The organism is Brevundimonas vesicularis, from assembly GCF_044807075.1.
Classification (GTDB): Bacteria; Pseudomonadota; Alphaproteobacteria; order Caulobacterales; family Caulobacteraceae; genus Brevundimonas; species Brevundimonas vesicularis_G.
Map to the genome: position 1 here is coordinate 2,528,596 of NZ_CP085234.1, position 22,604 is coordinate 2,551,199.

Genomic DNA, 22,604 nt, shown 5'->3' on the forward strand with positions numbered 1-22,604 from the left:
GATCCGCTAACCCACTTCGTGGAAACACGGAGTGGGTTTTTCTATGAGCCGTTTCGAAGGCACAGACCGTTACATCGCCACGAGCGACCTTAAGGTCGCGGTGAACGCCGCAGTCGCATTAGAGCGTCCCCTGCTGATCAAGGGCGAGCCTGGCACAGGCAAGACGGTCCTGGCCTATGAGATCGCCAAGGCCTTTGACGCCCCGCTGATCACCTGGCACGTCAAGTCGACGACAAAGGCCCATAATGGCCTCTATGAATACGACGCGGTTAGCCGGCTGCGCGACAGCCAGTTGGGCGAGGAGCGGGTCCACGACGTCCGCAACTATCTGAAGAAGGGCAAGCTGTGGGAGGCCTTTACCGCCCCTGCCCGTCCCGTCCTGCTGATCGACGAGATCGACAAGGCCGACATCGAGTTCCCGAACGACCTGCTTCAGGAACTGGATCGGATGGAGTTCTACGTCCAGGAAACGGACGAGACGATCCGCGCCGAAGTGCGCCCCATCGTGATCATCACCTCCAACAATGAAAAAGAGTTGCCCGACGCCTTCCTGCGGCGCTGCTTCTTCCACTTCATTCGGTTCCCCGACGCCGAGACCCTGTCGGCCATCGTCGACGTGCACTTCCCTGGCATCAAACCGCGCCTGGTGTCCGAGGCGCTGAAGACCTTCTACGAAATCCGCGACACGCCGGGCCTGAAGAAGAAGCCGTCCACCTCGGAGCTTCTGGATTGGCTGAAGCTGCTGCTGGTCGAAGATATCGACGCCGAGACCCTGCGCGAGAAGACGCCGAACAAGCTGATCCCGCCGCTGCATGGCGCGCTGCTGAAGAACGAGCAGGACGTGCATCTGTTCGAACGCCTGGCGTTCCTGAACCGCCGCGAAGGCTCGCGCCCCGGCGGCTGACCCGGTGATTACCGCGATTTCACTGGATCACGCGGCGCCGCAGCGCGCAGAATGGGGGCCAAGAGAGGTTCGACCATGCGTCATGTCCTGCTTTACCTCGCGCTCAGCGCCAGCCTGGCCGCCTGTGACGGCGACAACTCGGTCCGCATCACCACCACCTCGTCCAGCGACGATCAGGGCGCAGGCGTGTTGAAGGTGATCGACGCTCTGCAATGCCCGGACAATCTTGGCGTCCTGACGCGAAAGGGCCTGGCGGCGGCGGGCGGCGCAAACTGCGTCTATGGCGGCCCCAAGGGCGCCGACGTCGTGCTGCATCTGGTCAAGCTGGACGGGCGTTCCGTCGATGACGTCCTGCGGGACTTCGAGGCGCGCGCCAGCGCCGATCTGCCCCATACGGTCGCGCGCCTTGCTCCCGGGGCCGGAGATGCGCCGCCGCCTCCGCCATCGATCGAGGCAGGCGATACGACGTCCGTCCAGGCGCCTGGGGTCAACATCAAGACGCGCGGCGAGGACGCCTCGGTCCGCCTGCCCGGCCTGAAGATCGAGACCCAGGGCGATAACGCCAGCGTCCGCATCGGCGGCATCAACATCCAGTCCAAGGACGAACAGAACGTCCGCACCGAAACCTCGACGGTCAGCGTGGACGCCAACGACAACTCCACGCGCGTGCGCACCCGTGCGCCGGGCGCGGCGACGCGCATGACCTATATCCTGGCTGACGATCAACCCGGCGATGCGGGTTGGCGCCAGGTGGGCTTCGAGGCGCGCGGCCCGAGCGGCGGCCCGATCGTCATCGCCGTGGTCAGGTCCAAGGATCGCCGAAACGACGGCATTTTCGACGACGCCAAGGAACTGGTCACACTGAACGTCGGACGCTGACGCGGCGATTTCCTGCACCGTCTGGTCCCTCCCGCTTGATCCCGGCGTGTCTTTGCGTCACCTGACCAGCCGACAAGCGATCAGGACACGCGATTTGGCCGAGCGCCCCACCAAGAAGAACGCCCCCCGCGCCTGGCAGCGCATGCTGTCCGGTCGTCGCCTGGATCTGCTGGACCCGTCGCCGTTCGACATCGAGATCGAGGACATCGCCCACGGCCTGGCGCGCGTCGCGCGCTGGAACGGTCAGACCATCGGCGAGCACGCCTTCTCCGTCGCCCAGCACTCGTGCGTGGTCGAAGAGATCGCGGCCCACATCAAGCCCGGCCTGGATCCGAAATGGCGTCTGGCCGCCCTGCTGCATGACGCCTCGGAATACGTCATCGGCGACATGATCTCGCCGTTCAAGGCGGCGCTCGGAGCCGGTTACAAGGATTTCGAGGCCAAGCTGGAAGCCGCGATCCACCTGCGCTACGGCCTGCCGCCCAAGACGCCGCAAACGATCAAGACCCTGATCAAGAAGGCCGACAAGGCCTGCGCCTTCTTCGAGGCGACGCAGTTGGCGGGTTTCACCGAAAAAGAATCGCTGGGATTCTTCGGCAGCCCGCCCGAGGGCTACAGCCTGACGATCGAGCCGCAACCCGCGCCGGTCGCCCAGGCCCGCTATCTGGAACGCTACCGCGTTCTGGCGGGCGCCGTCGGCCTGATCCCCGCCGACGACGCCTGGCACACGGAATAGCGCAATGACCCAGGCGGCGGAGGACGGCGTTCGCATCGGTCTGTCGGCGGTCGTGATGACCCTGAAAGATCGGCAGGCCGTCGTCCTGACCACCCCCACCGAGGACGGTTCGCGCGCCCTGCCCTTCGGGCCGTTCGATCCGGTGCGCGACCGAACCTTCGAGCGCGCCCTGCGGGACTTCGTGACCGCCCAGACCGGGTTCCGGCTCGGTTTCGTCGAACAGCTCTACACCTTCGGCGACGCGGGCCGCGCCTCGCCCCGCGCGACGCCCGGCCCTGGGCGTCACAGAGAGGTCTCGGTCGGCTATCTGGCCCTGACGCCCGACGCGGCGGAAGGCCAGACCCACGACGCCCGCTGGGACGCCGTGTTCGAGTTCTTTCCCTGGGAAGACCGGCGCGGCGGCCATGACGCGCAGATCGCGGAAGGCCTTCACGCGTGGGCAGATGACGACGAGCACCGGCTGGCCCGCGCCCGCGCCCTGTTCGCCCTGACGCCCGATCACCGCTGGAACGAAGAGCGGGTGCTGGAGCGCTATGAACTGCTCTACGAAGCGCGTCTGGTTGCCGAGGCGTGGCGCGACGCGGACCTTTCGCCCACGCAGCCCATGCCGGGCCGCATCATGTCTTCCGATCACCGGCGCATCCTGGCGACCGCGCTTGGCCGCCTGCGCAGCAAGCTGAAATACCGCCCGGTCCTGTTCGATCTCACCCCCTGCGTCTTCACCCTGTCCGAACTCCAGGCGGGCGCCGAGGCCGTCTCGGGTCTCAGCCTGCACAAGCAGAATTTCCGGCGGGGCGTGGAGCGGACAGGGCTGGTCGAGGCCACCGGACAGCTGTCTTCCACCACGGGCGGCCGACCCGCCGAACTGTTTCGATTCAAGGGCGTGGACGCCCAAACCGGCGCCGCACCGGGCCTGTCTTTGCCCGCGCAAAGATAGCGTCGGATTTCTTTCACAGACGGGTTGCGAAGCGCTGCGGCTCCGACTAGAGAAGCCCCTCGCTCGACCAAGCGATATCGGCGCCGCGGAGAGGTGGCAGAGTGGTCGAATGTACCGCACTCGAAATGCGGCGTGCCTGGAAGGGTACCGTGGGTTCGAATCCCACCCTCTCCGCCATTCCGCCGGGAATAGCCTAAACTACAAACGCTTAGCTTCCCGGCTACCTCCGGACGCGCTTTTCTGGTACACATTGTGGTCCACACTGGTGACGGTGTGGATAGTCCCAAGTTTCGATGGGACCGCGCCCCTTGCCGGGGCTTGAGGTTCGCCGCCATTCGCGGAGCACGTCCTCGTATCTCTTTTGCCGTGGCGGCATCTATTACCTGCGCGTGCGGGTGCCGCTTCGTCATCAGGATCGAGTTGGTGCCGCCGAAGTGAGACGATCTCTACAGGTCTGTCATCCACGTACCGCCCGCCGCTTGGCCCTGAAGCTTAGCGCACGCGTGTTCGAGGTGTTTGACATGATGGAAACTACCCCCCTGCCGAAGTCGAAGGTGCAGCAGCTTATCCACCGAGCCTTTGCCGAAATGGAGCGGACGACGGGCGGCGGGTTCATTCCTTGCGGGCCTTATCCCGACATCGAAATCGAAGAGCAGCAAGAGATTTCAAGGGAACGAATTTCCACTCTCGCCGACGAGATCACCACCCTCTCCTTTTCTCCGGAAACTCGGGTGAAGACCATGCTGCTAGCCGCCCGTGCGGGGCTTCGTTTCGATGAGCAGCCTCAGTCAACGCAGTACGATTTGATGCATGGCGTTGCGCGCATGGAAATGGAACAGGCGCGACTGATGATGTTTCGAATTTCCGAGCGTCTTTCGCCGTACCAGCCGCACGACAGTCTCTTTGCCGATTCGATTATCAACCCGACAGCGTCGCACGGTCCCGCCATCCAAATGCCGCTAGCGATGGCCAAGGGCATGACCTTGGGAGATTTGATCGACGCCTACCTGTCGTTCGGCACAACTCACTGGACTGCCAAAACAGTAAGTGACCGGAAAAGAAAACTGTCTTTGCTGGCAGAATGCCTTGGCGTGACTACGCCCGCACGCGCCATCGATACGGGCATGATGCGAGACTTCCGCGACTTCCTACTGAAGCTACGGCGGAGCCATGGCAAAGCCAAATCTCTCGCGGCGAAGGTCACAGAGAAGACGGCCCACCGAGTCGCGCCTAAAACAGCATCGCTTGCTTTCGAGAGCGCGAAAGCACTGCTGCGATGGGCGACTGAGGAAGGTCACTTGGAAGTCAACCCGGCGATTAAGCTGAGGGTGAAGTTGCCGCCCGCGAAGGAAGCACTGGCGAGCGAACGTCGGCCATTGACGTGACCCCCGTTTCTCATCCAGCCATAACGAGAGTCCTAGGTTGATCTGAGCTGTGATCGGCTGGGTTGGCAAGAGGCCGGTCTGCGCAGCCATCAACCAGCGCAGCAGGCCGGCCGATGTGTCCGGTGAGCGCTTCTGCATAAGCCTGCGGCGTCAGCCACCCGAGCTTCGAGTGCGGACGCTGCTCGTTGTAATCGCGTCGCCACGCCTCCAGCACGGCGCGAGCGTGCGGCAGCGAGCGGAACAGCGTCTCGTTCAGCAGCTCGTCACGCAGCCGCCCGTTGAAGCTTTCGTTGAAGCCGTTCTGCTGGGGCTTGCCCGGCGCGATGTAGTGCCAGCCGACGCCGGTGTCGTCGGCCCAGGCCAGGACCGCGTTCGAGGTGTACTCCGTGCCGTTGTCGCTGACGATGGTGTCGGGCCGCCCTCGCTGCCGGATGACGGCGTCCAACTCCCGCACGACCCGCGCGCCCGACAGCGAGGTGTCGGCCACCAGCGCCAGGCACTCGCGCGTACAGTTATCGATCACCGTCAGGATGCGGAAGCGCCGCCCGTCCGTCAGCTGGTCTGCGACGAAGTCCAGCGACCAGCGCTGGTTGGGCGCCAGCGGCAGGTCCAGCGGTCGCCGCGTGCCCATCGCTCGCTTCCGGCCGCCGCGCCGGCGCACCGTCAGTTGCTCGTCGCGATAGATCCGCTGGACCCGTTTCCTGTTGACCGCATGGCCCTCGCGCCGCAGCAGCACGTGCAGGCGACGATAGCCGAACCGTCGACGTTCCTGGGCCAGGGCCTTCAGCCGGTCGCGCAGAGCGCCGTCGTCCGGGCGCGTCGCCTGATAGCGCACGCTCGTCCGATCGACGCCCAGAACACGGCACGCCCGCCTTTCGCTCATCTCGTAGGCGGCCTGCAGATGGCCAGCCGCCTCGCGATAGCCGGCGGGCGTCACCACTTTTTTCCCAGCAGGTCCTTCAGGGCCACGTTGTCCAGCATCGCGTCCGCCAGCATCCGCTTCAGCCGGGCGTTCTCATCCTCGAGCGCCTTGAGCCGCCGAGCCTCCGACACGTCGAGCCCGCCAAACTTGGCCTTCCATTTGTAAAAGGTCGCCGAGCTGACCCCGTGGCGTCGGCACACCTCCGCCGTCGCTACACCGGCCTCCTGCTCCCGCAGGATCCCGATGATCTGCTCTTCCGTGAACCTCGATCGCTTCATTCTGTCCGTCCTTCGTTGGGCGGACTCTAGCTATTCCTGGAGGAGTTTCAGGGGGTCACGTCAGGACTGATGCTGTGCTTGTGGCCAGAACAATGCGACGTGCAATCAGTTGCAAAGGACGACTGGGTGGGCCCTATCCACTGGTCAGGCGAAGTGCCGACCTTCGCTTTGGATCAATACACCCGAAGCGGCAAAGCTGCGATCAGGCGATATGTTAGTCAATCGATAGAGTGGAAGAGCTTTTGTGATGAAGCACCGATACCAGCCGGCCTCCGGGAAGCCGCCGCTGGCGAAATCCTGTTTCGCGTAGACGGCTCCGCATTAGCAAAGCGACGCCTTAATCCGTTTTCGACCTCCCTGAATAATCGATCCAGGGTTCTAGGTGCCTTCATGGACACCAACAAAGTCTACGAAGCAATGACAATCCTACGACGCCAGCTTCCGCTTATCGAAAAAATCCGTAGCTCTTCTATTCCTATCTTTCCAAAGGCCTAGTGGGTTCCACGGCGTCAAATATCACCCTTAACAGCCAGTAATAACCTTCACTTAGGCATCAGGTGCTGCTGTTGGACGCGAATGCCTGAGATGCGCCAACAGGAGACATTGGTAGATCGCCGAATTCCAGACCTTCTGATCGGCGTCGTCAAGTCACTTCCGCCCCGCTGCAGGCCCTATGAACGTCTGCATTCTGATCTCCATTTCAGGTGGCAGACTCAAGCCCGCCATACCATCAAGCTGCCGTGACGCCGCCGTCCATCAGGGTGTCGCTCCCTATGATGAAGCCGCCCGGTCCGATCAGCAGGGCGCCGACCCCGCCGACCTCATCGGGCGTGCCCGCACGACCTGCTGCAGAGGCGTCGATCATCCGGCGGTAGCCCTCGCCGCGCGGGCCGCCCAGTTCGTCGCGCGCCAGCGGAGGCATGATGATCCTCGGACTGATGCAGTTGAGACGGGCCTCCCGCCGTACCGCCGCCTATGCGCTGAGTTTCAAAGCAGCCCGACGAGCGACCGCTGCCTGAGATAGGCTTGGGTGAAGCCATCTCGCGACCTTGGCAATCAACTCGCCCCTATTGCAGAGGAAGATTTGTCAGAAGCCTCAGGCTCTCGGAGTAGTAGTCTTCGGTCGACTGTGGCGTCGACGGTTTGCGATCCAGAACGGAAAAGGCGACCGCCTTGACGCCATCGGAGGCGGCATAGGGGGCCATCGCGCCGCTGGTCACGTCGATCCATGCCGGCCAACCGCCGGCCTTCTCGGTCTCGCGCCAGTATCTGCTGAACCGCACCAACTCCGAGGTGCGGCCCGACAGTATCAGATAGAGCGGTACGCGCACGGCGTCGAAGCCGAACCGCGCTGGTCGTCCTGCGGCCGGCTGCACCAGGCCCGCAGCGTTGATCTGAATCCAGTCGGTGGGAAGACCCCAGCTTCCAAAGGCGGCCGCGCCGATCAGGTCCGCGCCATCGCTGATGACGTCGTTCCACAACGGCTCCAGCCGGGCGAAAGCGTCCAGGGCGGGCCAGACATAATAAGACGGATTCAGGGTCGCGACGCCGTCCGCCACGAACCCCAGCCGTCCCGGCAACAGGACGCGCCGACCGGCATGGCTGGTGCAGGCTTCGCGCAGGATGGCCGCGCGTAGGCTTTGCGACTGCTGGGCGTATTCCGGCATGTTCCAGGCCTGCGCCGCATTCAGCAGAGCCCAGGCGATCAGGAGGTCGCCGTCGGTGGCGTTGTTGGGATCCTTGACCGGCTCGCTCTGGGCTGGATCGAAACGCCAGGCCAACAGGCCCGTATCGGTACGGGACAGATGCGTCTTCGTCCACGACCACATCGAGGCGAACGCCGCACGATCCTCGGCCGCGAACGCCAGGATCATGCCGAACCCCTGACCTTCCGAATGGCTGACGTTGCCGTTGCCGGTGTCGATCACACGCCCGTCGGGCGAGACGAACCGCTGCTTGTACGACTGCCAACCGGGACCTTTCAGGTCCTCGGCGCAGGCCGCAGGCGCGAACGCAGTCATTCCCGCGATAGCGAGGAGGGTCCGCCGATCAATCTGAATAGACAAACTTCAGCTCGCCTTTCGACCTTGCACCCCGACCCAGAACTCCACGCGAGTCCATCCGGTGGAACCAACTGCGGTAAACGCCCTCGACGATAAACGGCAGGGCGTCGCTCCAGAGCACGGCTTCGGGCGGTAATTGAGGCAGGCGGTGCGCGATCTCCAGCCGTCGCGTCCCGGTCGTCAGCGTCACCGACCCCATACCGAGCTCGGCCCAGATGCCGTTCATCCAGCGCGCCAGATGGCCCGTGTCGCCTTGAGCATTCATGACGCAGGCGTCGCCGATCTTTTCTCCGACAGTGACCAAGAATTCGTCCGACCGCGCACCAAGTTGGTCACGCAGTTCGGACAATATCGCCATCGCCAGCAGGGATTCGACGCCGGCTGGGATCACTGACCGCCTCCAAAGGCCTGCTTCAGCCTCAGGCTCATCCGGTATTCGTCATAGTTGCCGAAGGTATTCATGCGCGCATCCAAACCGATGGCCGTGGCGCCCATCTGACGCCAGCCTTCGACGCCGCCCGAGAAGGCGAAGCCGCTGTGGCTTTCGCTGTCATACTGGGCGCGGACATCGTTGTTGAGCAGTTTAAGCGCCGTCAGCTGCCCCTGGGCGGTCGGATCTTCAGGATAAAGCGCCTCGGCGTCTTGTTGATAGGTCTGATAGCCCGGCGAGAACTGTGCGTTGATGCTCCAGTCGCCGCGCTTCCATCGCGCGTCGATCGGGAAAGCCATGCTGACGAAGCTTTGTGGGCTGAAATAGCCCCCGTGGCCGAAGGTGAAGTAGGACAGGTTGCGGTCGAACGCCTGATAGTTCAGCGAAATTCCGGCCGTGACGTTCAGCGCATCGCTGCCATACAGGCGACGATACGCGCCGATATTCAGCTCCAACGCCTTGTTGTCGCTGACGCGCTGACCGGCATAGGCGCGGTAGGCGACATCTCCGAACAGTCCCGTCCCCCCCTGCTCCCAGCTGGCGCCGATGCCGCCGCCGGTTTTCATCACCGTACCCCAGCTTCGTCCCGAAACCGGATCGACGGATCCGGCATAGGACAGGACGCTGTCGGTGACGGGGCGACGTTCGGCGAAAACCTTCAGGGCGCCATGCGCGCCGAGACGCGGCCGCCAGGCGAAACCGGCCTGCACGTTCTTTCGCTCGAACCCGAGCGGGGTGGAGCCGACGTCCGCCGAGATCGTAGGGCTTTCATAATAGGCCGACAGGGCGACCCCGGCGGCGTACTGGCTGTCGGGCGTGGCCAGAACCGTCGGCTGCTGGGCCACGATGGCCAAAGCTTCCGCCGTCGCATTGCGGCCGAAACGGGCGCTGGCGGAACGATTGAGATCGCCGGCGTCGATGACGGTGGGCGCGACCGACAGACCGATCCGTCCTTGGCCCACGGGCGTCGAGCCCCGAATGGTCGTCGTCAGGGAGTTCAGGCGGCTGAGGCCGTCTTCACCCGAGCGGACTCGCGCCTCGACGGCGGCGTCCACCATGGGCGCGTCCTCGCTTTCCAACTCGGCCAAAGCCTGCTGGACGGGCGTCCTGACCGGCTCGCTGTCGCTGCTGCGACCCGCGCCACGTAAGGTCTCGGGTGCGAATGGATTGATCGGCACGGCGATCTGGTTCTGCGATGCGTTTCGGAACGGATTGGCGACCGTAAAGGCCGATCCGGCGGCCAGTCCGCGCGGTTGGCCCAAAGCCTGGGCCTGTTCCAGCAGACGGCGCGCGGCGCGACGGTCGCCCGCCGCCTGTTCGACGCGGGCGCCCGTCAGATAGGCATCGACGTCCTGCGGCCGGTCACGCAGCAGCAGGCGATAGGACTGACGCGCCTTGGCGAAATCGCCCTGAGCCGCTGAAGTGTCGGCCAGGCCGGTCAGGGCGTCGGGGTCGCCGGGCTTGCGCTGAAGCGCCAGTTCGAAGACCTGGCCGGCCTCCTGCGTCATGTCGCCTTCCTGATAGAGGCGGCCCAACGAAACCAGGATCGCCGGATCCTGAGGTGCGACGCTCCAGCCGGACTGGAGCACGTCGAATGCCTCCGCCCTCATGCCGTCTTCGCGCAGACGGTCAGCGCTGGCGACGGCGAGGGTCGAATAGAGCCGACGCGCGGCGGCCGAGGTGGTCGAACCGCCCGTCGCCCGTTGGATGACGCCCAGCGCCATTTCGTCCTGTCCGGTCTGAGCCAGCAAGCGAACCAGAGGCTCGACGGAGGTCGCCGATCCGCCCGGCTGGGCTGCTGCGGCGGACGCAAGAGACGCTGCACGATCGCGTGCGCCCAAGGCGTAATAGGCGCCGCCCAGACGGATCCGCTGACCGACAGACGCGCCGGGCACGTTCAGACGATCGAGCAGGGCCAGGGCTTCGTTCGCGCGCCCCGATGCCGCCAGGGCGCGGGCCTGTTTCTCGGCGTCGGCCAGGCCGATCTCCGCTTCCAGCGACCGCATCTCAGCGGTGCGGGCCGCTTCGGGCACGCGACGCAACAGACGCAGGGCGTCCGCCGGCCGCTCGGCCTGATTGTAGTAGAGGGCCGCCGCATACAGGCCTTCGCTGGAGGTCGAGGTTTCCAGCGGCTGGATGATGGCGGCGCCGTCGCTGGCGCGTCCCTGTTCCAGCAGGAAACCGGCGAAGGCGTAGCGCAGCCACGGATCACCGCCGCCGCCCCGCTCAAGCGCCTCGCGATAGGCGGTTTCGGCGCGCTGGGGATTGCCGTCGGCGGCCGCTTGCGCGGCTTCGGCATTGGCGATCTTGTAGGCGGCGTCGGCGCTCGCCCCTTCCGCCTGCGCATAGGCGGCGCGGGCCTCGGCGTATCGCGACTGGAGCATCAACAGATCGCCCAGTTGCACCGCGACGAGCGACTTCTGCTCCGGCGTTGCGGCGCTGGCGAGCAGTTGGTTCAGCAACGCCTCGGACCGGCGGCTGTCGTTGGCCTGCCCTGCCGTTTCAGCCTCGCTCAGCAAGGCGAAGAAGCGTGCGGACGCCAAGGCTTCTGTCCAGCGCGATGCGCCGGCGCCTTGGGACGCGCGTTCAAGAAGATCGCGGGCCTCGCTGAAACGCTCCTGACGCAGCCGGGTCACCCCAAGACCGCCCAGGGCGTCCGTGTCGCGGCCGTTGATGGCCAGCGCCTGCTGAAATTGCGTCGCCGCGCTGGCCAGCTCGCCGCGATCCAGCGCCGCATAGCCGGCGACCCGCATTCGCCCGGCGCGATCGGCCGCCGAGGTCGTGGCGCGAGGTTGAGCGGTCTGGCGCGGCGTAGCCGCCTGCGTCGTCGAACTGTCGCCCGTCGAAGGCGCTGGACGAGCGGGCGCCGCAGGCGCCGGGCCCTGGGCCGGACCGGCCAGACCGCGTCGGGCGGCGGCATTGCCGGGGTCGAGCTGCAAAGCCCGGTTATAGGCCTGCGCCGCCAGGTCGCCCCGTCCGCGCGAACGCCAGAAGTCACCCTGACGAACCAGGTCCGCCACCGCGCCCGACGCGATTTGGGCGGAGGCGACGTTCATCGGCCCGACCAGAGCCAGCAGGACCACGCCGCTCGCCACCGAGAGTTTCAACAGAGACTTCATGGGCCACAGCCTATTCATGGTCGGTGCCCGCCAGTCGTCTGCGACCATGTGCCTTGAGCGAATAATAAAGCGGGAAGCCGATCAGCACCGCTGCCAGGATGGCCGCCAGCGCCAGCATGAACGGCCGCTGGGCGAACCAGTAGCCGATGCCCAGCCACCAGGGAAGTTCGCCGCGCCAGTGCGTCGAACGCACCTGATAGGCCTTGAACTCCGTGCCGCTGCGCACGACCAGATCACCCCGGATCTGCGCCTTCGCATCGGCCGTGGGCAGCAGACTGGTCAGTTGCGGCAAGGCGTCCGGCTGGCTGCTTAGAACCGCCACGACATGGCGATCCTTCGAATAGGGCGACGGGAAGCTGGTCAGGCCCTCGAAGCCGTTTGCGGGACCGACGGCCGTTTCAATATCTTCGGGATTGTCGTGACGCTCAGGCGCGAACCAACCAAAGAAACGCTCAAGCGGCGCCAAGCGCGCGACCTCGACGCGTTCGTTGCGGAACCCCACCGGCGCATACTCGAACAACTGGTCGTTCCTCGCCAGATCGGCGCTTCCGACCACCAGGATGTCCTTGTCGGCCATCCGGCTGGGTTGCAGGGTCCGCATGACGGCCACGCGCGTCGCGGCGGCGCCGGTCGAATCCCCGAACTGCCCCATCAGGTTCAGGAAGGCCTCGATCTCGCTTACCGACGGATTGGCGCCCATCAGCACCGCCGTCTCGCCCAGGTCGGGCGTCCGTGTAAATGGGAAGCCCCCGCCTGTGAACAGGGCCAGATTGGGCATACGCGTGGCATGGTGAGCGCCGCTGAAGTCCAGGGTGCTGCCCGGATCGATGGAGGACATGACGTTCTTGGGCAGTTGCCCCACGCATTCGCCGGGATCGCTGACCTGCAGGTCGTAGGTGAAGCCTAGTTCGTTCTTGCCAAACAGGGTATAGGCCGGAAGGGTCGCCGTCGCCGTTGAGCGATGCGAGGTCACACCCGGCTCCTTGCCCCAGAATCCGAACCCGCGCGTCTGTAGCGGAAGGGAGCGGACGTACTGGCCGTTCACCGTCACGTCGAGCCGCGACCGCTCACGATTCATCCACTCTCCGCGCGGATAGTTATAGATGGCGTTCAGCTTGGCCCCCTCCGCCGGCCAGAAGAACAGATCGGGGGCCAGGCGGAAGGTCGCGGCCAGACGGCCGGGCTGAAACCCCATTCCCGTCAGGTTCTTGGTCTCGGCCAGCTCGCCGAGACGGACCGGACGATCGATCGTCAGCCAGCGTGGCGCGCTGTTCGGGCCATAAACGGGGGCGGCGCCGCCCGACAGGTCGACGTAGTCGCCGCTCAGACTACCCTGGGCATAGGCCAGCCCTGCTGCGGCCTGCTTCAGTTCTGTCGCGTCGCGGCCCATGATCAACAGGACCGTGTTGTAGGGATCGCGCGGATGGCGAAGGATCGCCGCCGACGGTCCGGTGATGGTCCGGGCCAGCTCTGGCAGCATGTGGTCGGGCGTCATGAAGGCAATAGAATCGCCATCCGGCAAGCTGCCGACCGAGGCCGGGAAGCTGAAACCGCGATAGCTGGCCATTGCGCCAAAGGCGCTGGCCATCGCCGCCGCAGCTTCCAGATCGCCATTCGAGGGCTCGCCGCCGAACACGAACGGCAGCCTCAGCGGCGCAATGTCGTGCGCGTCATAGAAGGGCGCGGGATAGGTTTGAAGGTTCGGCGCGCCGCCGACCTTCTGGAAGTTCAAGTCTAGATACGAGCGAACATTACTGACATTGGCCCACAGGGTCGAATGCAACGGATCCTCGCAGTCGCGGGTGTAGTGGCCGATCAGGCGCAGGTTGAGGCGGTTGTCGCCGGGCACGATCAGGGATGGATTGATCGGCACCTCGATCCGCGTTCGGTCCGCGCCCGCCTTGGGCAGGGGCACGCTGCGCACCACCTCGTCGTTGATCAGCACCGTCAGGCTGCTGAGATCCGGCAGCATGGCAGGCGAATAGCCAAAGTCGAGCACCAGCTGGCCGGACTTGAGGATTTCGTCGGCGCGACTGCCGAACGGAATGCCGACCTCGCCGTCGACGCCGCGCAGACGCACGCTCTGACGGACCTGAAGATCGCGCAGGCTGGCGCGAACGTGCCTCTGACCCTGACCTAGGCGATCCACGGTCGCCACGGTGTTCATCCGCGCCTGCACCTCGGCCGAGACCTGGGGCGTGGATCCGATGGCGTTGGATTGGACGCCGCCGTCGACGCCGCGAATGGCGCTGATGGTTTGGGCCGTCGCGCCAGCGACTGGCGAGATGACAAGCATCAGCGTCAGACCGGAAACGCTCAGGCCGCGCGCCAGGCCCGACTGACGGCGGAGATTTGACTTGGGACCGACAGTCATCAGGCGGCCTTCACCATAGAATTTTCAAGCTTCCGATCTTCCGTTTCCCAGGCGTCGGAACGCCCCAGGACGGCGACGCTGAGCCCCATACGTTGTTCGAACGATAGCTTCAGGAACCGCACCCGCAGCAGGCCGGCCCCTGCCCCCGCCGCCTTTACCGGCAGCACCAGATTTTCCCCGCCCGTGCGAAGTTCGACCTCGGTTACGGCCAGGTTCGACAGGTCAAGGTCGCTGGGAATCCGAACCGCCAGACCTCCGATGGAGGCGTCTTCGGTCACGGCGTCGATCACCGCGCCATTGTCGAAAAATAGAGTGACGGGCAAGGCGGCCTCGATGCGGACGCTGTGCCGGGACTGGCGGGACTCGCGGCCGATCATGATCGCCGAGATCAGGATCAACAGGCTGAACACCGACCAGGCCATGTTCATCACCACCGTCCAGACATCAGCAGTTCCGAGCACCAGACGACCGAAGCCGGCGCAAAGACCGGCCGCCAGCAACGCCGCCGCCACCATGTGCGGCATGACGCTCCCATAGTCGAAAAAGGGTTTGTCGATCACGCCGCCCTTGGCCGTCACGTTGAACTTGCCCAGTTTGGGATTGATCAGCGTCTCCAGCGTCGGCCGCAGCAGGTGGAAGGCCAGCAGGGACTCGTAGATCTCGCTCCAGAACAACCGCCGACTGCCGCCCTGCACCCTGTGCGTGGCGATCATGGCGCCGAAAAGGTGTGGCGCCGCATAGGCGAAGATCATCGGCGCCGCCGCATGGATCACGCTCTGACCCGCCAGCAGGAACGCAAGCGGCGACGTCAGGAAGACGATGCGCGGCAGCGGAAACTGGAAGTGCAACATGGCGTTCAGGTAGCAAAGCCGCTGCGGCAAGGTCAGGCCCGGACCCAGCAACGGATTGTCGATCCTGAGAATCTGCGACATGCCCCGCGCCCATCGCGCGCGCTGACCGATGTGCAGAGCCAGCTTCTCGGTCGCCAGACCCGCCGACAGCTTGATGTTCAGATAGGCCGATCGCCAGCCCAGCCGCTGAAGCTTCAGGGCCGTATGGGCGTCCTCGGTGACGGTCTCGCCGGCGAACCCGCCGACCTCCTCCAGGGCGGAGCGGCGAATGATGGCGCAAGATCCACAGAAGAACGAGGCGTTCCAGAAGTCGTTGCCGTCCTGCACCACGTCATAGAACAGCTCGCCCTCGCCCGGCAGTTCGCCCGTCATAGTGAAGTTGCGCTGGATCGGATCGCGCGAATAGAAATGGTGCGGGGTCTGCAGCAGAGCCAACTCCGCATCCCGCTGGAACCAGCCCACCGTCATCTGCAGAAAGGCGCGCGTAGTGACGTGGTCGCAGTCGAAGATGCAGATCAGTTCGCCCTGGGTGCGCGGCAGGGCGGCGTTCAGATTACCGGCCTTGGCATGGGCGTTGTCGGGTCGGGTCAGGTATCCACAGCCTGCATATTTGGCGAATCGCCTGAACTCGGGCCGTCCGCCGTCATCCAGAATATAGACCCTGACCTTGTCGGCCGGATAATCGACCGCCATCGCCGCGAAGACGGTGCTCTGAACGATGGCCAGGTCTTCGTTGTATGTCGGAATGTAGATGTCGACGGTCGGCAGATCATCGTCGGCACCGGAGAGGGCGACCGGCGGGCGACGCAGCGGCCAAAGGATCTGCAACAGGCCCAGGACGTGGATCAGCCAGGCGAACACCTCCGCCAGAAACAGCCCGCCGCCCAAGAAGTATTCCGAAAGGTGATCGAACGTCAGCGTATTGGTCGCCCGCCACCAGATGTAGCGGGTCGAGGCCAGCAGCGAGATCAGGCAGATGACCACGGTCGCGCGACGCGCCACGCGGAACTGCAACAGAGCCATCGGCACGATCATGCCGATGGCGAAAATCCACTGCCCGCCCAAATCAAGCGGCGTCACAATCACGGCGATGACCAGACCGGCGGCCAGCAAGGTCGCCAGGACCAGTCCCGCCCAGCGCAGGCCGTCGCCCGCCGTCGGTATGGAAACGGACCGTCTCACTTCGCCATCACCGCAGCGACAGGAAGGCTGTTCATCTTGTTGAGCAGGCTGACGAAGGCGACGCGAATGTCGGTCCAGGCCGCGCTGTAGGGCGAGGTCGATGACAGGGTGTCCAGAGCGGCGAGCGCCTCATCCACCGACTCGTCCAGACGAACTTGCCCGATCACCCGATCGCCGAACTGCTCTTGCAGATAGCTTGCGGCGGCCGTCTTCAACGCCACGCGACTGTCGGCGAAATTGATCAGCAGGAAACGGTTCTCACCCGCCGAGAGGAAGGCTTTCACGCTGGGCGCAAGCGCCAGACCGGACGCGGACGCCGGCATTACGAGCACGACGGCGTCTGCGTCTGCCATCACGTCGTCACGGAGACCGGGTCGAGCGCGCGGCAGGTCGAAAATCGCCAGGTCGGCGCCGATCACGACGTTCCAGTCCTGCCCTGTCCGGAGCGTGATGCGTGCGTTGGCGCTTCTGTTCTCGCCGTCGTCCGAGAGGGACGCGAGACCGAGATGATGCTTCAACAGACCCTGATCATCCGCATCCACGCAGGTGACGTCCAATCCCTCGGCAGCGGCGGCCTGCGCCATGCCGGAAACCAGCGCGGTCACGCCAGCGCCGCCGCGCAGAGAGGTGATGGCGACCCGGATCATTGATTGCGTCCCGTCGCGATCCGACCCACAAGGGCCTGGATCGAGTTTCCACTATCGACCGCATTCACTGCCTGCGCCTCGGGTAAAGCCTCTGGAGCGGAATGGGCGTGACTGGCGCGCAGTTGGCGCGAGACCAGTTCGAACAACGGCCAGCGCTCGACACTCGTCGATGACGCACTCTCATATTCGCGATATTGGAAGTCGGGCTGGCCCAACCTGTCCAACAGACGTTTTGTTTCTATTCTCACGACCAAGTCTCTCAAAGTTTTTCGGCCGCGACCGAAACAAGCCCGCACTTGAATGCGCGCGGCCTTTATCATTCGAAATCAATAGCAGACAGTTTACCAAAAGCGTTAACCTGCAGCCGAAAGGTGTAGACAAGCGCCCCACCTGACCCGACAAACCTGGATGCTTCACTCGTAAGCCACAAACTCAAGCCACTCGCCACTGAGAAAACGTCGTTATAATTTCGTCGGTAGAAGCCGTGTGCTTGCCGACACAATCTCGCGTTCCTCGCTTCTCACCGGCCGCACCCCGGTCTCGTCGGAGATGACCATCCTTCGTGTCAATATTCTGGACCTGCCCATCGAAGCGCCGGCTGAGCTTTATTGGAACTTCGGCGACATCGCCAAAGCCGAGATCGCTACTGGCTCAGGCACCTAGAAGGTCTGCGCATAAGCTGCACTCACTGGCAAAGGTTCCGAGCCCCGAGTCGGGGGGCGGTTGAACGACCAGAAGCGGACTTTCCGAACGTCGCAGTTGAGTCACATTGAGACCCACACCTTGCTCCACCTTGCATTACTGTTATTGTTATAATTCAGAGCCTTAAGGGACGAACAGGAATGCCCTACTTCTCCCACCCTCTCCGCCACCGGCCTGACGAAGGCCTAGGTTAAGTTCCAACAACATCGAACGAGGCTTCGGCCTTTGTCGTCGGGTGTCTACGCCTGCATCTTGACCTCGTAGGCATTGCGCATTGAATGATCATGATACCGGTGTCAGGATCGCTCTCGTTGGATAGCAGATGGGCGACGACCGATGATCACGCGACGTAAGGCGCTGCTAAGCAGCTTGGCGACCGCAGGTCTGCTTTCGGCGCCCTCCGGCGTTCTTGCGGCGACGGCGCCAAATAGCGTGATGACCACTGCCGGGCCGGTAATCGGGCTGCGGCAAGACGGAATCAGCGTCTTTAAGGGCGTCCGATACGGCGCGTCTACACGGCGATTTCAGCCGCCGGAGAAGCCGACGCCATGGCGCGACCCGGTTCGTGCAACAAGTTACGGCGCGGCCAGTCCGCAGCGCGGCGATGAGCCGAATCAAAGCGAAGACTGCCTGTTCCTGAACGTCTGGACGCCTGGGACCGACGCGGATCGGCGACCGGTGATGGTCTATATCCACGGCGGCGCCTATTCGAGCGGATCGGGATCGGACCCGCTTTACGACGGCACGCATCTGGCGGCGCGCGGCGACGTCGTGGTGGTGACGCTGAACCATCGACTGAATGTCTTTGGCTATGCCTATCTGGCGCGACTGGCGCCGGGGTTCGAAGATTCGGGCAATGTCGGCCAGCTGGATCTGATACTGGCGCTGCAGTGGGTGCGGGACAATATTGCGGCGTTCGGCGGCGATCCGTCGAGGGTGATGCTGTTCGGTCAGTCCGGCGGAGGTGCAAAGATCGCCACCCTGATGGCGACGCCGGCGGCGCAGGGTCTGTTCCATCGCGCTGCGACCATGAGCGGCCAACAGGTCACCGCGTCTGGGCCAATCAACGCCACGACGCGGGCGACGGCCTGGCTGAAGGCGCTGGGCCTGACGCCGGATCGGGCGGCCGAGGTGGCGACGATGCCGGTGGAGCGACTGCTCGAAGCGCAAGGCGCCGAGGATCCGATCCTGGGCTTTGGCGGCCTGTATTTCGGGCCGGTGCTGGATTTTCGCACCCTGCCCCGCCACCCCTTCTATCCCGACGCAGCGCCGCTGGGCCGGTCAATTCCCATGATCATCGGCAACACGCGCGAAGAGACCTTGGGCTTCATGGGCAACGATCCCAAGAATGTCGGCCTGACGTGGGAGACCCTGACGACGCGGCTATCGCCCGGCGTCATGAGGATCGACATCACGCCCGAAGCCGTGATCGCCGGCTATCGCGCCATGCATCCCGAATGGTCGCCCGACCAGGTGCTGATCGCTGCGACGACAGCGGGGCGGTCATGGCGCGGCGCGGTGATCGAGGCCGAGGAGCGGGCCAGGGCCGGCGCACCCGCCTGGGTCTATCAGCTCGACTTCCCTGGAGAGTTGGCCTCGGGTCGCAAGGGCGCCTTCCATACCGCCGACATCCCCTTGGTGTTCGACAATGTCGAGGCGACAGGCTCGCGGACGCGCGGGCCGGGCGCGCAGGCGCTGGCGGATCGCATGAGCGACGCCTTCATCGCCCTGGCCCGCGACGGCGATCCGAACCATGCCGGACTGCCGCGCTGGGACCGATATGAGCTGCCTCGCCGACAGACGATGTTGATGGATGTGCAGCCTCGCATGGTTGATGATCCGCGCGGCGACGAGCGGGCCTTCTTCTCGGCCATTCCCTATATCCAGCCGGGAACCTAGAGCGGAAAATCCAGCCGGGCGGCCCAGGCGCGCACCAGATTGGGCCAGACCTGGGCGGGCTCGCCCTGGATCAGGCGGACGCCGAAACCGTGGCCGCCTTCCTGGAACAGATGCACCTCGGTCCGGACAGAGGCGGCTTTGAGCGCGGTCAGCAGTTGCAGGCTGTTCTCCACCGGCACGGACGCGTCGTCCATGGCGTGCAGCAGGAAGACGGGCGCTGCATTGCGCCAATCCATCTGTTCCAGAGAATAGGCCGCGATCCGCTCGGCCGACGGCGTATCGCCAAGCAGGTGCGTCCGCGATCCGGCGTGGACGTAAGGGTCCGCCATGGTCGCGACTGGATACATCAGAACAGTCAGATCCGGTCGCAATGAAACCGTGTCAGCCGCATCGACCGGTTCATAGGTCGAATCCCTTCGCGCACTGGCCAAGCCCGCCAGATGGCCACCGGCCGAGGCGCCCAGCACGGCGATCTTCTGGGGATCGACAGAATAGTCAGCGGCGCGGCTGCGGATCAGCCGGATCGCACGCTGGGCGTCCTGAAGGGGCGCATCGGCCCCGGCCGCCCAGCCGTCGGCCGGCAGGCGATAGCGCAGGACGAAACAGGTCGTGCCGCTGGCCGCGAAGACGCGCGCGACGTCATACCCCTCCTTGTCCAGCACCGCCCAGCGATAGCCGCCGCCGGGGATGAGGAGCATCGCCGAACCGTTCGGCCGCTCGGGGCGAAAGACGGTCAGGATGGGGTCGGTCGTATATTGCGCGTAACGGTCGTGGAAAGCGGGATCGGTCGACCGCTCTGGCACAACCGGCGTGACTGTCACACCCTGCCCGCCCGGCGCGCCGTCGGGCCATAGGCGGATGATCTCGGTTGGGTCCGGCGGTGCGACGCGGCCGCCGTCCCCCACTGTCTGCGCCTTCGCCCCGGATGCGCCAACCACGGCCACCATCGCCAGACCTAAAAGCGTCCTGCGTTCCACATCCATCACGGTTCTCTCTTCCTGAAAAGACGACGGCCGGACGATCGCTCGCCCGGCCGCAATCCTTGATGACGTAGCGGCGCTGAGCCACTCAGCCTTTCGTCAGACCTTGGCCAGTTCGTATTTCGGCGTGATCAGGTGAATGACCAGAAGCGCGATCAGATAGGCCGAGGCCGCCACGATGAAGATGGGCGTATAGGTGCCGATCTTTTCCAGGACGTAGCCGGCGTATTTCGCCATAGCCATGCCGCCGATGGCGCCCAGCATGCCGCCGATGCCAACGACCGACCCCACCGCCGAGCGGGGGAAGACATCGCCCGGCAGCGCATAGAGATTGGCCGAGAAACCCTGGTGCGCGGCCGTCGCCAGTCCGATGATGCCGACCGCAAGCCAAAGGTTTGACGCCTCGGCCGCGAAGGCCACCGGCACGGCGCACAGGGCGCAGATCAACATGGTGATCTTGCGGGCCTTGTTGATGCTCATGCCCCTGTGCATGAAGCGCGACGAAAGCCAGCCCCCGCCAACCGACCCGATGTCGGACAGCAGATAGATGGCGACCAGCGGCGGGCCGAAGGTCTTCAGGTCCAGCCCATAGGTCTTGCCCAGGAAGTCCGGCAGCCAGAACAGGAACATCCACCAGATCGGATCGATCAGGAACTTGCCCAGAGCGTAGGCCCAGGTTTCCTTGACCGTCAGCAGTTTGGTCCATTTGACCTTTTCGACAACGTCGGCCGGGTCCTGCTCGATATAAGCCAGCTCAGCCGCTGAGAGCTTCTTCTGCTCACGCGGCTTGCGATAGACCAAGAGCCAGATCGGCAGCCAGATCAGGCCCAAGGCCCCGGTGATGACGAAGGCCATCTGCCAGCCGAAGGCCAGCACGAGGCCCGGAACGATCAGGGGGGTGACGATGGCGCCGATATTGGTGCCGGCGTTGAACAGGCCTGTAGCGAAGGCGCGTTCCTTCTTTGGGAACCACTCCGCCACCGCCTTGATCCCGCCAGGGAAACCGCCGGCCTCACCGACGCCAAGGACCATCCGCGCCATCATGAAGTGTGACAGATCTCGCGCCGCACCGTGCATGATATGGCCGATCTGCCAGATGCCGAAGGCGATCCCCAGCCCCCAACGCGCGCCGATCCGGTCCATGATCCGGCCCCACAACAGGTAGGCGACGGCGTAGGACGCCTGGAACCAGAAGACGATGTCGGCATAGTCCGTTTCGGACAAGCCGAATTCGGCCGAAAGGGTCGGCTTGAGGAAGCCGATCATCTGACGATCGACGTAGTTGATGACCATGGCCGCGAACAGCAGCCACATGATGATCCAGCGATACTTGCCGGGGGATGGCGCCTTGATCTGGATCGGCGGCGCGACGGAGGCGTCTGACATGGTTATGAAAACCCGTTCCTGAATATTCCTCGACACGTCCCTGCTCTTTTCCGTCCCTGAACGGCGGCGGGGTGGGCGTGATGTTACTGGGCTTCGGCCCTGACGACCGAACAGTGAAGTTCTGCGATACCCTTGAAGATGCACACGGCCTCGTCGCCCGCGTGGACACGGTGAACGCCGGTGACAGCGCCCGTTGAGACCAGCGTGCCCGCCTTCAACGGACGGCCCCAGCGTGCGCAATGTTCCAGCAGAAACCGCACGGATTCCATCGCCCCGCCCGCGAGGGACTGCGACCCTCCGGTGCCGATGCTGGCGCCATTGATCACCGTCTCGACCGCGATATGGTCCAGACGCTCACGCCAGTTCTCGACCTCGGGACCGATCATCAGTCCGCCATTGTTGCCGAAATCGGAGGCGACCACGGCGGAGCCCAGGTCGTTGATCGTCGAAAGCGGACTGCCGGCCAGCTCGACGCCGATGAAGACCTTGTCCACGACGCCCATGGCGTCTTCGATGGTCCAGTCGGTCTTGGCTGGATCGGCGTCGGCGCCGATCCGAGCAATGAACTCGGCTTCCACCGCCGCGAACCCGCCCTCGATTTCGGGCAAAGGCACGACCGTATCGCCGGGCGCCGGCCAGACGTTGCGCGCGAAAATGGCGCCGGCCAGACGATGGATCCCCAGCTTCGGCTGCTGCTCGGGCGGGACACCGCCCACCTTCCAGCCCACGACCTCATCGGGAAACAGACCGATGGCGACGTCCTGGATGGCGTAGGATTCGGCCATGCTTTGAGGGATCACGCCCGGATAGTCCGGCGTGTTGCGCGCCGCCAGACGCGCGGCGACGAACTGCTGTGCGATCGCCGCCGGGTCGGCCGACAGCGCGTCGTCCTGGCTCGCAAGAGAGGGGGTCGAAGTCAAAGGTGTCGCC

The 22,604-nt window shown here is 64.6% G+C and carries 17 protein-coding genes and 1 tRNA gene; 7 read left to right on the plus strand and 11 right to left on the minus strand.

The window, feature by feature from the left end; genetic code table 11:
• The first annotated feature begins 43 nt into the window (after window positions 1-43).
• The 6 genes from LG306_RS12765 to LG306_RS12790 all read left to right on the plus strand — a co-directional run bounded on the left by LG306_RS12765 (window position 44) and on the right by LG306_RS12790 (window position 4,841).
• Window positions 44-904, plus strand: a complete 861-nt coding sequence (locus tag LG306_RS12765) for a MoxR family ATPase (RefSeq protein WP_017505219.1) — start codon at window positions 44-46, stop codon at window positions 902-904.
• Between the two features lie 75 nt (window positions 905-979).
• Window positions 980-1,783 carry a methyltransferase type 11 gene (locus LG306_RS12770; RefSeq protein WP_404415078.1) on the plus strand — a complete coding sequence of 268 codons (804 nt, stop codon included), beginning with the start codon at window positions 980-982 and terminating at the stop codon, window positions 1,781-1,783.
• A gap of 94 nt (window positions 1,784-1,877) precedes the next feature.
• On the plus strand, window positions 1,878-2,519 hold the full coding sequence (locus LG306_RS12775) for a YfbR-like 5'-deoxynucleotidase (RefSeq protein ID WP_017505221.1): 642 nt from the start codon (window positions 1,878-1,880) through the stop codon (window positions 2,517-2,519).
• Between the two features lie 4 nt (window positions 2,520-2,523).
• Window positions 2,524-3,456, plus strand: a complete 933-nt coding sequence (locus LG306_RS12780; RefSeq protein ID WP_404415082.1) for an NrtR DNA-binding winged helix domain-containing protein — start codon at window positions 2,524-2,526, stop codon at window positions 3,454-3,456.
• 87 nt (window positions 3,457-3,543) lie between these two features.
• Window positions 3,544-3,633 (plus strand) — tRNA-Ser (locus tag LG306_RS12785).
• Window positions 3,634-3,749: 116 nt separating this feature from the next.
• Window positions 3,750-4,841: a DUF6538 domain-containing protein gene (locus LG306_RS12790; protein ID WP_404415085.1), complete on the plus strand. Its 1,092-nt coding sequence runs from the start codon at window positions 3,750-3,752 to the stop codon at window positions 4,839-4,841.
• 10 nt (window positions 4,842-4,851) lie between these two features.
• Here LG306_RS12790 and LG306_RS12795 read toward each other — a convergent pair.
• From LG306_RS12795 to LG306_RS12830, 8 genes are all read right to left on the minus strand, one after another.
• Window positions 4,852-6,041, minus strand: a protein-coding gene (locus tag LG306_RS12795) for an IS3 family transposase (RefSeq protein ID WP_165906610.1) whose coding sequence is annotated in 2 segments (ribosomal slippage) — window positions 4,852-5,789 and window positions 5,789-6,041 — 1,191 coding nt in all. Because the reading frame shifts where the segments join, the coding sequence is not laid out codon by codon here.
• Window positions 6,042-6,771: 730 nt separating this feature from the next.
• Window positions 6,772-6,963: a hypothetical protein gene (locus tag LG306_RS12800; RefSeq protein ID WP_404415089.1), complete on the minus strand. Its 192-nt coding sequence runs from the start codon at window positions 6,961-6,963 to the stop codon at window positions 6,772-6,774.
• Between the two features lie 145 nt (window positions 6,964-7,108).
• A complete protein-coding gene (locus tag LG306_RS12805) occupies window positions 7,109-8,062 on the minus strand; it encodes a glycosyl hydrolase family 8 (protein ID WP_404415092.1) in 954 nt (317 codons plus the stop codon).
• Window positions 8,063-8,090: 28 nt separating this feature from the next.
• Window positions 8,091-8,495, minus strand: a complete 405-nt coding sequence (gene bcsD, locus LG306_RS12810; protein WP_404415095.1) for a cellulose biosynthesis protein BcsD — start codon at window positions 8,493-8,495, stop codon at window positions 8,091-8,093.
• Window positions 8,492-11,653, minus strand: coding sequence for a cellulose synthase subunit BcsC-related outer membrane protein (locus LG306_RS12815; RefSeq protein ID WP_404415098.1), 3,162 nt, complete (start codon window positions 11,651-11,653; stop codon window positions 8,492-8,494). The genes bcsD and LG306_RS12815 overlap by 4 nt, the downstream gene beginning before the upstream one ends.
• 10 nt (window positions 11,654-11,663) lie before the next feature.
• Complete coding sequence (gene bcsB / locus LG306_RS12820; RefSeq protein WP_404415101.1) at window positions 11,664-14,027, minus strand: cellulose biosynthesis cyclic di-GMP-binding regulatory protein BcsB; 2,364 nt, start codon at window positions 14,025-14,027, stop codon at window positions 11,664-11,666.
• A complete protein-coding gene (gene bcsA, locus LG306_RS12825; protein WP_404415104.1) occupies window positions 14,027-16,060 on the minus strand; it encodes a UDP-forming cellulose synthase catalytic subunit in 2,034 nt (677 codons plus the stop codon). Before bcsA ends, bcsB begins: the two co-directional genes overlap by 1 nt.
• A complete protein-coding gene (locus tag LG306_RS12830; protein ID WP_404415107.1) occupies window positions 16,057-16,644 on the minus strand; it encodes a hypothetical protein in 588 nt (195 codons plus the stop codon). Before LG306_RS12830 ends, bcsA begins: the two co-directional genes overlap by 4 nt.
• A 1,200-nt stretch (window positions 16,645-17,844) precedes the next feature.
• Here LG306_RS12830 and LG306_RS12835 point away from each other — a divergent pair.
• Window positions 17,845-19,308 (plus strand): carboxylesterase/lipase family protein, encoded by a 1,464-nt coding sequence (locus tag LG306_RS12835; protein ID WP_404419726.1) that lies wholly within the window; start codon window positions 17,845-17,847, stop codon window positions 19,306-19,308.
• Here the strand turns inward: LG306_RS12835 and LG306_RS12840 are convergent.
• From LG306_RS12840 to LG306_RS12850, 3 genes are all read right to left on the minus strand, one after another.
• On the minus strand, window positions 19,305-20,255 hold the full coding sequence (locus tag LG306_RS12840; protein WP_404415110.1) for an alpha/beta hydrolase: 951 nt from the start codon (window positions 20,253-20,255) through the stop codon (window positions 19,305-19,307). The two genes, LG306_RS12835 and LG306_RS12840, sit on opposite strands and share 4 nt — an antisense overlap.
• Window positions 20,256-20,387: 132 nt before the next feature.
• The gene (locus LG306_RS12845; RefSeq protein ID WP_404415113.1) at window positions 20,388-21,674 is read right to left on the minus strand and encodes an MFS transporter; all 1,287 of its coding nucleotides are present in this window, start codon (window positions 21,672-21,674) and stop codon (window positions 20,388-20,390) included.
• Window positions 21,675-21,757: 83 nt separating this feature from the next.
• On the minus strand, window positions 21,758-22,594 hold the full coding sequence (locus tag LG306_RS12850) for a 2-keto-4-pentenoate hydratase (protein WP_404415115.1): 837 nt from the start codon (window positions 22,592-22,594) through the stop codon (window positions 21,758-21,760).
• Window positions 22,595-22,604 lie beyond the last annotated feature (10 nt).

What these genes read in the sequence shown, in the direction of transcription:
- LG306_RS12765 (WP_017505219.1), top strand. Translation starts at nt 44, where the DNA reads ATGAGCCGTTTCGAAGGCACAGACCGTTACATCGCCACGAGCGACCTT.
- LG306_RS12770 (WP_404415078.1), top strand. Translation starts at nt 980, where the DNA reads ATGCGTCATGTCCTGCTTTACCTCGCGCTCAGCGCCAGCCTGGCCGCC.
- LG306_RS12780 (WP_404415082.1), top strand. Translation starts at nt 2,524, where the DNA reads ATGACCCAGGCGGCGGAGGACGGCGTTCGCATCGGTCTGTCGGCGGTC.
- LG306_RS12790 (WP_404415085.1), top strand. Translation starts at nt 3,750, where the DNA reads ATGGGACCGCGCCCCTTGCCGGGGCTTGAGGTTCGCCGCCATTCGCGG.
- LG306_RS12800 (WP_404415089.1), bottom strand. Translation starts at nt 6,963, where the DNA reads ATGCCTCCGCTGGCGCGCGACGAACTGGGCGGCCCGCGCGGCGAGGGC.
- LG306_RS12805 (WP_404415092.1), bottom strand. Translation starts at nt 8,062, where the DNA reads ATGACTGCGTTCGCGCCTGCGGCCTGCGCCGAGGACCTGAAAGGTCCC.
- LG306_RS12815 (WP_404415098.1), bottom strand. Translation starts at nt 11,653, where the DNA reads ATGAAGTCTCTGTTGAAACTCTCGGTGGCGAGCGGCGTGGTCCTGCTG.
- bcsB (WP_404415101.1), bottom strand. Translation starts at nt 14,027, where the DNA reads ATGACTGTCGGTCCCAAGTCAAATCTCCGCCGTCAGTCGGGCCTGGCG.
- LG306_RS12830 (WP_404415107.1), bottom strand. Translation starts at nt 16,644, where the DNA reads ATGGCGCAGGCCGCCGCTGCCGAGGGATTGGACGTCACCTGCGTGGAT.
- LG306_RS12835 (WP_404419726.1), top strand. Translation starts at nt 17,845, where the DNA reads ATGACCACTGCCGGGCCGGTAATCGGGCTGCGGCAAGACGGAATCAGC.
- LG306_RS12840 (WP_404415110.1), bottom strand. Translation starts at nt 20,255, where the DNA reads ATGGTGGCCGTGGTTGGCGCATCCGGGGCGAAGGCGCAGACAGTGGGG.
- LG306_RS12845 (WP_404415113.1), bottom strand. Translation starts at nt 21,674, where the DNA reads ATGTCAGACGCCTCCGTCGCGCCGCCGATCCAGATCAAGGCGCCATCC.